Origin of the sequence: Thioalkalivibrio denitrificans, from assembly GCF_002000365.1 — a bacterium.
Lineage (GTDB): Bacteria > Pseudomonadota > Gammaproteobacteria > Ectothiorhodospirales > Ectothiorhodospiraceae > Thioalkalivibrio_A > Thioalkalivibrio_A denitrificans.
Genome location: NZ_MVBK01000017.1, coordinates 1 through 8,721, shown reverse-complemented (window position 1 = coordinate 8,721; position 8,721 = coordinate 1). Strand labels below are relative to the sequence as shown.

The following is an 8,721-nucleotide window of genomic DNA, read 5'->3' as shown; positions in this document are numbered from 1 at the left end:
GCGAGATCCAGTGCCTGAGCACCGGTGCCCACGCACGGCTCGGTACCGCGGGCGGCGCCGTGAGCGTCAGCCGATCAGGCGACATCGCCTTCAAGGGCCGGCGCGTCACCCTCGAGGCCGAGCGGATCGACATCCGGGCTGGGAACATCGGCCTCGACATGGGCGCCGGAGTGGGGCATCTCGGAGGCGGGTTAAGTGGCAGGGGTGTGGCCGCAGCCGGAAACAACACAAATAGCACTGCTTCAAGGTTGGCAGGTGCCCACGAAGCGATCGCGCAAGAATCAACCTCCGCGAAGCCACCCTCGTCGACCACCAAGCCTCATTCATCCTCGGATGAAAGTGGTCCCGCGCCTCATGCGGGAGTCAACGATGCTACCGCTCTGATCCGCTTGAAAGAGACGCAAGAGAGTGAATCAACCGGACATCAGCCGGGTGAAGAATGGCGGCTAGAAAGGGTAATTCGCACGCACGGGGAGGTGGAACAGGTGCGCTCAAACCGTAAGTTGAAGGTTGAGCTCACCAGTCACACCCTTGGTCTGGATGGCGCTCACGTAATGGTCTGGGTTAACCCGCTTGATCGTGACGGGGCCGTGGAGTCGGTTGCACGCCCGCTCATGCCATTCGGTCGAACAAGGCCGAAACCGGACTTCAACGTAGGAGGCCACGTGGGTTTCGGCAAGACAGTGACTCGGGTGATCGATGCAGGCTACGAATCGGAAGGGGGGCACCTCTGGACGATAGAGCTACCCAGGCAACAATCCCCAAACGACAACTCTCATGGTGTGACTGTGAGGGTATTCGCTCTGGTCGACGAGAAGAGGTGACAGTCCATGCGAGGGCTCCTATCGATACACGCTCTGGCGCTTTCCCTCCTGATTGTCGGCTGTTCAGATGCGTCCCCATTGGAGTACCCCTTTCCACTCGGGGATCGCAGCGATTGCATTGTGCGTTTCGACTTGTTGGGTGATCTTCATACATCCGATGCAGTGATACAGCTCAATAATGAGATCTCCGAAACCATAGGAGATTTAGGTCTGCATGTTCGGTATCGGATTGCTTCTGAGGGGTACAATCCGCCGCATCCGGAGTATTTCATCAGATATGCGGAGGATTGTGACAGACGGTATGCGCACACCAGAGAACTGCTGGAGATACTCCTTCAGCAGATTGGGAGTATCGAAGGGTACAAGATATATGAGGGGGTAGTTGTCAATGAGAAAGACCTCATAATGAGGCAGGGACAGCGTTGGGGCCCCCCGTAACGCCTGCATCAGGACACCTACCGCCGTCACGAAATGGATAAGGTGGATAAGGGGACGGAGGGATTTTCTTGCTCTTTTCAAGCAAGGCGTCAGATCAAGCCGGAACTACTGCGGACTACCCCCTGTACAGGCGACGTTGGATGACAGGCCGTCGTGTCCGAATCATCGGACCGCGTTGGCCGACCGGTCACTCCCGGTTATCACTGATCAGGCCGCGGCGCCCCTCCGGTGTCCGGAGTGACGCCGCACCCGTACAGTCCGTCACTTCAGATCGGACAGATGAGCCCCGAAGTTGATGTGAAACGGTGCACCCTCCAGGACCAGCGCAGGTATGGACTTGACTCCGACTGCTTCGGCTTCAGGGATTCGCGCCTTGTCGGTTCCCAGGTGGACGATTTCCACGTCGTAACGGGAGGAATCGAGTGCCCTGGCGACGCTGTCTTCGGCGGCGACGCAGACGGGGCACCCGGCATGGTAGAAGATCGCCTTCTTGCTCATAATCAGACTCCTGATGTGTGTGGCTTTGATGGTGCGCACCTTCGGAAGCTAGCGCTTCATGGGCTCCAGGAGAAGCGGGCACCCAGGAGTGGGGTAGGCACTTTTTGGTGTAGATTGATGAAAACAGAGAAGAAAAAACTTCGCGCCGGTAATGCCGGTGCCTATCGCAAGCTCGAGGACGTGGTCGGGTGCAAGTGGTCGGTGTCGGTGCTGCTGTCCGTCGGGGAAGGCATCAACCGTCCCGGTGCCCTGGAACGGCATATTGAGGGCATTTCCACGAAGGTCCTGTCAGAGCGGCTTCGCAAGCTGACATCCTATGGCCTGCTGGAGAAGCACAGTTTCCCCGAGGTTCCGCCACGTACGGAGTATTCGTTGACCGACTCAGGCAGGAAACTCATCAGGATCATTCAGCAGATTCACGCACTCGACACCGAGATCGGCCGTCCGCAGACCAGGTGATCTGGGGCGCGTTCCCGGGGCGGGATTCGACAGCAAGAATCGGGATGCCCCGGCGTGCGTTGTGCCCTACGCTGTACAGACCACTGAATCCGGTTCCGGAGCTAACTAGCATGGCCGACGCCCACAAGACCCGTGCAGCCAAGGTGATCCAGGATCCCCGTTGGGCGGCACTCGCGGCGCGTGATCGCGCGGCGGACGGCCGGTTCGTGTATTCGGTAAGAACGACGGGGGTCTATTGCCGGCCCAGTTGTCCGTCACGTTTGGCCCGGCCCGAGAACGTCGATTTCCATGCCAGCCCGGACGATGCGGAACGGGCGGGCTTTCGGCCCTGCCGCCGCTGCCGGCCGGATCGGGCATCGCAGGACGACGCACATGTCGAGACCGTGGCGGCGTTGTGCCGTTACATCGAGGACTCCGATCATGTCCCCACGCTTGATGAACTCTCCCGACGGTCCGGGTTCAGCCCCTGGCACCTGCATCGGATCTTCAAGGCGGTCACGGGCCTCACGCCACGGGCCTACGGGGTTGCTCACCGCGCGCAACGGCTGCGCAGTGCGCTGGAGGAGGGCGGGTCCGTGACCCGGGCGATCCACGAAGCCGGCTATGGCTCCAGTGCCCGCGGTTACGCGGAGTCCGGGGGTGCGCTGGGCATGACGCCGGGTCGATACGGGGCGGGCGGTGCACGGACACGAATCCGTTTCGCGGTCGGCGCGTGTACCCTGGGCCATGTCCTGGTGGCGAGTACCGAGAAGGGGATTTGTTTCATCGCAATGGGTGATGACCCGGATGCGCTGGTGCGTGACCTTCAGGACCGCTTCCCCCGTGCGGAACTGGTCGGGGGGGATCCGGCGTTCGAGCGGCAGGTCGGTACGGTGCTCGCCTTCATTGAGGCGCCGGGTACGGGCCTCGACCTGCCTCTGGACATTCGGGGCACGGTGTTTCAGCGCCGGGTCTGGCATGCATTGCGGCAGATCCCTGCGGGGGAGACCGTCAGTTACGCGGAACTGGCCCGGCGTATCGGCGCGCCCGGCGCCGCCCGGGCCGTGGCGCGCGCCTGCGCATCGAATCCCATTGCAGTCGTCATTCCCTGCCACCGGGTGGTGCGTCAGGATGGGTCGCTGTCGGGCTACCGGTGGGGCGTGGCGCGCAAACGCGCGCTCCTGGAGCGGGAAGAGCAGGCACAATAGAGAACGTGCCGCGTCACCGGCCCATGCCACACGATAGACAGCCGCCAATGCCATCTTCCGGATCGGTCAGCATTCAGCTTGTCACCCCCGGCAATGTGCGCCTGATGGATTCCATGCTGCACATGTTCGGCGAGGCCTTCAACGAACGCGAAACCTACACCGGGGCGAAACCGGACGCGGATTACCTGGAGCGATTGCTGGGGAGTGATTATTTCATCGCCCTGGCGGCGTTGAAGGGCGAGGAGGTCGTGGGCGGACTTGCCGCGTATGAGTTGAAGAAGTTCGAGCAGGCGCGCAGCGAGATCTATATCTATGACCTGGCGGTCGCGGAAGGTCACCGGCGCGAAGGCATCGGCACGGCGCTGATACAGGCCTTGAAGCGGGTGGCGATCGAACGAGGCGCCTGGGTGGTCTTCGTTCAGGCCGATCATGGCGATCACCCGGCGATCGCCCTGTACAGCAGGCTCGGGATTCGAGAGGATGTCCTGCACTTTGACCTTCCTGTCCGGGATCCGGAGTCGGATGCCTGAACAGGTTCGATCCGGAGGAGTCCCCGCATGCCCGCGACGCTGGCTTTCGACATCTACGGAACGCTGATCGACACGAACGGCGTCGTGACGGCCTTGCGCGAGATGCCGGCGGTGGGTGATCGTGCGGCGGAGTTCTCCAGGGTGTGGCGGGAGAAGCAGCTGGAGTACACGTTTCGCCGCGGACTGATGCAGAACTACGCGGACTTTTCCGTGTGCACGCGCCAGGCACTCGATTACCTCTGCGCCGCCTACAGGATCGATCTGGGCGGCGGGGAGAAGGAACGCCTGCTGGAGGTGTACCGGGTGCTGCCGGCTTACGATGATGTCGTGGGAAGCCTGGAACGCCTGAGCGACGCGGGGTTCAGGATGCATGCCTTTTCCAATGGCAGCGCTACGGCGGTGGAAACGCTGCTCACAACGGCCGGTGTCAGGGATTTCTTCCTGGGCGTGGTCAGCGTCGAGGATCTGCGCTCCTTCAAGCCGAATCCGGCGGTGTATGCCCATTTCCTGCGCAGGGCCGGTGCGACCGGCGCCGATGCATGGCTCGTTTCCGGCAACCCCTTCGATGTCATGGGCGCAATCTCCGCGGGTATGAAGGGGGCGTGGGTGAAGCGTTCGCCTGAGGCGGTGTTCGATCCCTGGGGCATCGATCCGACGATCACGGTAAGCGGTCTGGGTGAATTGCCCGAAAAGCTGAGTCGGACGTCGGGTTGAGTGGTGTGCGCAGGCCGGGGCACGCGCCCCGGTTTCCTGATGATCCGCACGGACGGAGCGCCTGAAGCACCGTAACATCTCCTGGCCCGGACATTGCACCAGGGCGGCCGGTGTGGCCTATCGCGATGCTTGCAGCCTCCGGGCCTGTCTCGCTTGGCTGTAGGTCGGGCTTTAGCCCGACGGGCGATACTTGACCAAGCCGCGTCTGTCGCCCTGAAGGGCGACCTACAGATGCGCTTCTCTTGCAAGACGAAGGGGCGAGACAGGAAGAGAGACTACGATCGTTCGCGATCCCTGGTGCAATATCCGGCCTCCACAAGGCGCGGGAGCCGTAGGCCACGAGTGCAAGGGATGATGCGCGGCCCGCGACTCCCGCTTTTCTCCTGGCCTTACGCGCCAGTACGGTTTCCACCGATCACCGGGACCGAGCAGTTGACAACGAACCCCTGTGGATCGGTGGGGGGAACACCGTTGTACTCCTTCAGATCACCGGCTTCCCGCAGGGAGCGGATATTGGAAGCACTGGTGAGCAGCCTTGCCTTGTCCGGATCAATCCATTCCAGGGCATAATGATCCCAGAAGGGACTCCAGGCAGGGTGACCGGCCTGGTGGCCGAATACGGCAGGCTGAAAGCCCATGGCGCCGGAACCCTCAACGCCATTGACGAACACCCAGACCTTGTCGGTGGCCTGGTGCCTGTTGAGTTCCCAGGTGGGAGCCGAGACCGGGACATTCATCATGTCCGCGGGGCCGCCGAGAGAGGCATCCGTCAGGATGTAGTAGCTTCCCGGGAACGCCTCATGAAGTTTCAAAGTGACCTTGCCACCTTCGGTGTCCACCGGTTCAATGAGTTGCCCGCCACCCAGGTACTCCTCCTTCGCGTCATCGACCGTGAGTCCGCCGCCGTTCCATTTGACCAGGGGATAATTCACCAGGACGGGCGTGGATTCGACCTCGATGCTGCCGTCACGCGAGGCTGCGTCAATTGCCGAGGCCGATTCAAGCCTGCCCCCGCCGGAGACACTGTGGATCTGGAACAGGGGCGTGTAACTGTCACTGCCGGGTGCATGGCGGATGACCGGTATGCGATCATCGTCGAAGATATAGAGGTCGTTGGTGATGCCCCGATCCCTTGCTGCATTGAGCAGGGGGACGTGGACCAGACGCTCGCTCTCGGCAAACTCTGCATCGGATGCATCCGTGCGGATGTAATACACGGACCTGCCGTCATGAAGGGCTCTATGGGTTCTGAAGGTGACGTAACCGAAGGCGCCCGGCCATGCATCGGATGTCAGGGCATGGTCGATGACGTCGCCCACCAATACGGTGCCTTTCGTCGTTCCACCCGCACCTGAAGCGGATGCCCTGGGTGCGGCACCCGGTGTGGCGCCGCAACCGTACAAGCCAAGAATAAGTGCGCTGGTGCCGCCGACACCGAGTCGCATGAAGTTACGTCGAGTTATTCTCTGCATGTTCATCTCGTCCTCCTGTAATGTAATGGGGAGTACCATGCGTAGGCTCGACCCGGCCCACCGATATCCTGGCGAACGCGTCCGGAGCAGTGGACTCATCGGGCCCGTCTTGTATCAATACGCAACGGTCGCCCCTGCAGATTCACACGGGAGCATCTGAGAGTCGGGTTCCGGGGCGATTTCCGGACGAGTGAGCTCGACGGGCAGTCAGGGAGTTATCCTTCTGCACCGGGATACAGCAGGCTCTCCACGCCGCATGGCCGGCACACTGCGTGAATGCGTGGTGAACGCGTGTTTTGTGGACTGAACTTGCGAAGGGCGAGGATGATGCACGGTAAGGTGTTGTTTTCCGGTTTCGAATCGCACAAGGCAGACAGATGGGGAATGCCAGGGATAGTTTCATCAGTGCCCAGCACCGGATGCTGAATCGCTATGGCATCGAGGCGGAATCGCAGTATGTGAGGGCCGCCTCGACGCACGGCATGGCTCACGTACTGGTAGCCGGCGAAGGTCCGCCGGTGGTGATGGTCGGCGGCATGGGCATACCGGCCGCCGCGTGGGCGCCCCTGATGGCGGAACTCAGGGGGTTCCGCCTTTACGCGGTTGATCTGCCCGGTTTCGGTCTGACGGACATCACGCCCTGGTTCACGGCGGATCTGCGGTTCAGGGCCGTGCGTTTTCTCAGTGAGGTGCTTGACGAACTTGAGCTCGACCATGCGGCGTTCGTGGGCAGTTACCTGGGATCTCTCTGGTCAAGCTGGTTGAGCCTCGATCTGCCCAGGCGGGTCACGGCGCTGGTGCATGCGGGGTGCCCGGCGATGGTACTGGACACGTCGGCTCCATTGGCGATGCGGTTGCTGTCCATGCGGGTGGTCGCCGGCCTGTCCAGGCGGCTGGTGCGCCCTTCCCGGAAAGGCGGAAGACTGCCGGGAGGTATTGCGAGTGCGCAAGCGCTCGTCCCGGAGCTCGTTGATCTGCTCGCGGCCACGGGGCGTCAGCCCGCCTATGGCAGGACGTTCGTGTCCATGCTGCATGCCCTGATTACACTGTGGGGCAGCCGGGCCGAGACGCGGCTGACGAGGGATCAGCTTGCGCGGATACATCATCCCGCATTACTGATCTGGGGCACAGGCGATCCGTTCGGCGCCCCGGCAGTGGGGAAACGCATCGTCGCGGCGATGCCGCACGCGGAACTGCACACGGTCCCGGGCGGTTATTGCCCGTGGCTTGCGGGAGCCAGGGACATGGGTCCGATCGCCGCGGAGTTTCTCAACCGACATCAATGAACGGGTCAAGAACATGAAGCCTGCGAGGAGGCCTCTGTGATGAGCAAAGTCATGATCGTGACCGGCGGCAGCCGCGGGATCGGTGCCGCCACCGTCCGGCTCGCGGCGTCCCGGGGATATACCGTCTGCTTCACCTACCTGCACAGCAGGGATGCCGCGGATGCGCTGGTTCGCGAGGTGGCGGATGGCGGGGGTCGGGCCGTGGCCGTGGCCTCGGATGTGTGCAGCGAGGCGGACGTGATCCGACTGTTCGAGTTCGTGGACGCAGAACTGGGCACCCTGTCGGCACTGGTGAACAATGCCGGCATTCTCGAAAAGCAGATGCGCGTGGAGGACATGGATGCGGGCCGGCTGGAGCGCGTGTTCACCACCAACATCGTCGGCAGTTTCCTGTGCGCACGGGAGGCAGTCCGGCGCATGTCCACGCGCAGGGGCGGCAGCGGCGGGGCGATCGTCAATCTCTCGTCCATGGCGGCGCGACTGGGATCGCCGAACGAGTACGTGGACTATGCCGCGTCCAAGGGCGCTATCGACGCGCTCACCATCGGGTTGTCGAAGGAAGTGGCGGAGGAGGGCATTCGCGTAAATGCCGTGCGCCCGGGGCTGATCTACAGCGACATCCATGCCGCCGGCGGCATGCCGGACCGGGTCGACCGCCTGAAGCACATCGTGCCCATGAAGCGCGGCGGTACCTGCGAGGAGGTGGCGAAGGCGATCCTTTGGCTGCTCTCCGACGAGGCCTCGTACACCACCGGCTCGTTCATCGACGTGAGCGGCGGACGGTAGTCAGGGTGCGGCTCTTTGCCGGTTCCGGCTATCTGGCCGGTCGCCCGGCTCCAGGTTCTCCGGAAGACCTCGATACCCATGATCTGGTCCTGGCCCGCGCGGGCCCCGGGGCACCCGCAAGACTCAGTCTGACCGGGCCGCGGGGACGTCACGCACAGGTGAACCGGGTGCCCGCCATGCAGGTGAGCGGCTACGCCGGTGTGCATAGCCTGCTTCTGGCCGGAGCGGGCATCGGGGCTCTCCCCGAGTTCGTGGTCGGGAACTCACTGACGCAGGAGCGGCTGGTTCCGGTGCTTGCCGACTGGACCGTCTACCGGGGGACGTTCCATGCCATCAGTGTGGCCGGACGTGACGCACCGGCCCGCGTGCGTGTGTTTCGGGATTACATGCGCGAGCAGTTGTTGCGAAGGATGGAGGCCGTATCCCGGCATGGAGACCTGCGTTGAGCAAGGATCGCGCATGAATTTGGTCCCCCGGCCTGTCTCTTGCCGCCTCTGGAATGAGAAGCATAGAAACTATGAAGGGCC

General features: G+C 62.7%; 9 protein-coding genes and 1 pseudogene. 8 read left to right on the top strand and 2 right to left on the bottom strand.

The genetic code is table 11. From position 1 onward, the window contains the following. Nucleotides 1-824, top strand: a pseudogene (locus B1C78_RS17315) (hypothetical protein); the annotation flags it as partial. Nucleotides 825-1,523: 699 nt separating this feature from the next. Here B1C78_RS17315 and B1C78_RS02845 read toward each other — a convergent pair. Beyond that, a complete protein-coding gene (locus B1C78_RS02845) occupies nt 1,524-1,760 on the bottom strand; it encodes a thioredoxin domain-containing protein (RefSeq protein ID WP_077277633.1) in 237 nt (78 codons plus the stop codon). 117 nt (nt 1,761-1,877) lie between these two features. Between B1C78_RS02845 and B1C78_RS02840 the strand changes: the two genes are divergently transcribed. The 4 genes from B1C78_RS02840 (at nt 1,878) to B1C78_RS02825 (ending at nt 4,650) form a co-directional block, all read left to right on the top strand. Next, on the top strand, nt 1,878-2,219 hold the full coding sequence (locus tag B1C78_RS02840) for a winged helix-turn-helix transcriptional regulator (protein WP_077277632.1): 342 nt from the start codon (nt 1,878-1,880) through the stop codon (nt 2,217-2,219). A gap of 110 nt (nt 2,220-2,329) precedes the next feature. Continuing rightward, nucleotides 2,330-3,406 carry a bifunctional DNA-binding transcriptional regulator/O6-methylguanine-DNA methyltransferase Ada gene (ada, locus tag B1C78_RS02835; protein WP_077277631.1) on the top strand — a complete coding sequence of 359 codons (1,077 nt, stop codon included), beginning with the start codon at nt 2,330-2,332 and terminating at the stop codon, nt 3,404-3,406. A 47-nt stretch (nt 3,407-3,453) separates the two neighbouring features. After that, complete coding sequence (locus tag B1C78_RS02830) at nt 3,454-3,936, top strand: AAC(3)-I family aminoglycoside N-acetyltransferase (protein WP_077277630.1); 483 nt, start codon at nt 3,454-3,456, stop codon at nt 3,934-3,936. Between the two features lie 27 nt (nt 3,937-3,963). Next, entirely contained in the window at nt 3,964-4,650 is a 687-nt protein-coding gene (locus B1C78_RS02825; protein WP_077277629.1) for a haloacid dehalogenase type II, read from the top strand. A 389-nt stretch (nt 4,651-5,039) separates the two neighbouring features. Here B1C78_RS02825 and B1C78_RS02820 read toward each other — a convergent pair whose 3' ends face one another. After that, nucleotides 5,040-6,122, bottom strand: a complete 1,083-nt coding sequence (locus tag B1C78_RS02820; protein ID WP_245795279.1) for a DUF7482 domain-containing protein — start codon at nt 6,120-6,122, stop codon at nt 5,040-5,042. A gap of 419 nt (nt 6,123-6,541) precedes the next feature. Between B1C78_RS02820 and B1C78_RS02815 the strand changes: the two genes are divergently transcribed. Genes B1C78_RS02815 through B1C78_RS02805 form a run of 3 tightly spaced genes read left to right on the top strand, consistent with a single transcriptional unit; the run spans nt 6,542 to nt 8,640 of the window. Then, nucleotides 6,542-7,408, top strand: a complete 867-nt coding sequence (locus B1C78_RS02815) for an alpha/beta fold hydrolase (RefSeq protein WP_175628218.1) — start codon at nt 6,542-6,544, stop codon at nt 7,406-7,408. Between the two features lie 39 nt (nt 7,409-7,447). After that, nucleotides 7,448-8,194 carry an SDR family oxidoreductase gene (locus B1C78_RS02810; protein WP_077277626.1) on the top strand — a complete coding sequence of 249 codons (747 nt, stop codon included), beginning with the start codon at nt 7,448-7,450 and terminating at the stop codon, nt 8,192-8,194. Nucleotides 8,195-8,199: 5 nt separating this feature from the next. Then, nucleotides 8,200-8,640: a LysR substrate-binding domain-containing protein gene (locus tag B1C78_RS02805; RefSeq protein WP_175628217.1), complete on the top strand. Its 441-nt coding sequence runs from the start codon at nt 8,200-8,202 to the stop codon at nt 8,638-8,640. Nucleotides 8,641-8,721 lie beyond the last annotated feature (81 nt).

What these genes read in the sequence shown, in the direction of transcription:
- B1C78_RS02815 (WP_175628218.1), top strand. Translation starts at nt 6,542, where the DNA reads ATGCTGAATCGCTATGGCATCGAGGCGGAATCGCAGTATGTGAGGGCC.
- B1C78_RS02830 (WP_077277630.1), top strand. Translation starts at nt 3,454, where the DNA reads ATGCCATCTTCCGGATCGGTCAGCATTCAGCTTGTCACCCCCGGCAAT.
- B1C78_RS02845 (WP_077277633.1), bottom strand. Translation starts at nt 1,760, where the DNA reads ATGAGCAAGAAGGCGATCTTCTACCATGCCGGGTGCCCCGTCTGCGTC.
- B1C78_RS02840 (WP_077277632.1), top strand. Translation starts at nt 1,878, where the DNA reads ATGAAAACAGAGAAGAAAAAACTTCGCGCCGGTAATGCCGGTGCCTAT.
- B1C78_RS02810 (WP_077277626.1), top strand. Translation starts at nt 7,448, where the DNA reads ATGAGCAAAGTCATGATCGTGACCGGCGGCAGCCGCGGGATCGGTGCC.
- B1C78_RS02825 (WP_077277629.1), top strand. Translation starts at nt 3,964, where the DNA reads ATGCCCGCGACGCTGGCTTTCGACATCTACGGAACGCTGATCGACACG.
- B1C78_RS02820 (WP_245795279.1), bottom strand. Translation starts at nt 6,122, where the DNA reads ATGCAGAGAATAACTCGACGTAACTTCATGCGACTCGGTGTCGGCGGC.
- ada (WP_077277631.1), top strand. Translation starts at nt 2,330, where the DNA reads ATGGCCGACGCCCACAAGACCCGTGCAGCCAAGGTGATCCAGGATCCC.